This is a genomic window from Streptomyces sp. NPDC004629 (assembly GCF_042873595.1).
Classification (GTDB): Bacteria; Actinomycetota; Actinomycetes; order Streptomycetales; family Streptomycetaceae; genus Streptomyces.
Genome location: NZ_JBIALO010000093.1, coordinates 1 through 1,435, shown reverse-complemented (window position 1 = coordinate 1,435; position 1,435 = coordinate 1). Strand labels below are relative to the sequence as shown.

Genomic DNA, 1,435 nt, shown 5'->3' with positions numbered 1-1,435 from the left:
AGAGGGCTTCTCGAAACCGAGTGTGGTGGCTGGGTTTGCGCTGGTCAGGCGTGATGCCGGGGCGGGTGAGGTAGATCCGGTGCGTCCGTGGAGGTGGCGTGCTGGAGGTGTGTGATGGTGTCGGTGCTGGGGCGGCTGGAGGAGCGGGAGCGGGCGGCCCGGAAGCGGGTGGAGGAGTTGCAGGCCGAGCTGGAGGCGGCGCAGTCGGAGTGGGACGAGTGGCTGATCGCCCGCAGGCGGGTCAGCGAGGTGTGGGACGCGGGTGGAACCGCGGCCCAGGAGGCTGTGGCGGGGAAGACGACGGAGGGGAACAAGGCCAGGAAGCCGTCGGCAGTGAAGCCCGGATCACTGGTTCCCCTCTGGCGGGAGGAGCTGTCGGCCGAGGTGCTGGCGCCGGAATATCAGCAGGTCATGGGCCTGCTGGCCGAACGCCGCGCCACTGGTGGTCAGCCACTGAACTGCCGTGAGATCACTGCTTTGTTGGGGCTGGAGGTGGTTCCTGCGAAGATCGAGGGAGTGCGGTGCAAGCTCAAGCGGCTCGTTGCGCGGGGATGGGTGCACGAGCCGGTACCAGGCCGGTTCGCCTGCGGCAATGGCCGAGACGGCGGGTCATGACCATGGTCATCGACCACAGGATCATCGCCTCCGACGACGCGGGCAGCCGCTCGTAATCGCGGGCGAGGCGCCGGGATCGGGTGAGCCAGGCGAACGTCCGCTCGACGAGCCACCGTTTGGGCAGCACGACGAAGCCTGTCTGGCTGTCGCTGCGGCGGATGACGGTCAGCATCAGGTTCAGGGCCGTCGCGCACCAGCCCACCAGCATGCCGGTGTATCCGCTGTCCGCCCACACCCGCCTGAGCCGGTGATGCCGCCGCGCGGTCTGCAAGAGGAGATCCTGGGCAGCATCCCGGTCCCCCGTCGAGGCGGGGGTGACCATGACCGCCAGGATCAGGCCGAGGGTGTCCACCACGATGTGCCGCTTGCGCCCTTTGATCTTCTTCCCGCCGTCATAGCCGCTGGTCGCGGCCCCGACCGTCGACGTGCCCTTCGCGGACTGCGAGTCGATCACCCCCGCCGTCGGCTCCGCGTCCCGGCCCTGTGCTTCGCGGGTCGCGGCGCGGAGCCGGTCGTGGAACTCGCCGGTCAGCCCCTGCTTGCGCCAGCGGGTGAAGAACCGGTGCACCGCCTTCCACGGCGGGTAATCGGCAGGCAGCGCGGGCCACTTCACGCCGTTGTCCACCACGTACCTGATCGCGTCGAGTATGTCCCGGTGGCAGTACTCCTCCGGCCGGCCGCCCCGGCCCTCGGCCCATGCGGGCTTCGGGATCATGTCGCGGACCGCTGCCCACTCTCCGTCACTCATGTCGGTCGGATAGCGGTGTCTGCCGGACGGATGGTCCGCGGCGTTGCCGTACGTGTGGGCGAAGCAGTCGCA

The 1,435-nt window shown here is 69.4% G+C and carries 2 protein-coding genes; one reads left to right on the top strand and one right to left on the bottom strand.

The features are described from left to right. The first annotated feature begins 114 nt into the window (after positions 1–114). A complete protein-coding gene (locus tag ACFYTE_RS42375; RefSeq protein ID WP_388722670.1) occupies positions 115–615 on the top strand; it encodes a hypothetical protein in 501 nt (166 codons plus the stop codon). Here the strand turns inward: ACFYTE_RS42375 and ACFYTE_RS42370 are convergent. Then, positions 530–1,435, bottom strand: a 906-nt coding sequence (locus ACFYTE_RS42370) for an IS5 family transposase (protein ID WP_388722668.1), incomplete at its 5' end; no start/stop codon positions are given. The two genes, ACFYTE_RS42375 and ACFYTE_RS42370, sit on opposite strands and share 86 nt — an antisense overlap.

What these genes read in the sequence shown, in the direction of transcription:
- ACFYTE_RS42375 (WP_388722670.1), top strand. Translation starts at nt 115, where the DNA reads ATGGTGTCGGTGCTGGGGCGGCTGGAGGAGCGGGAGCGGGCGGCCCGG.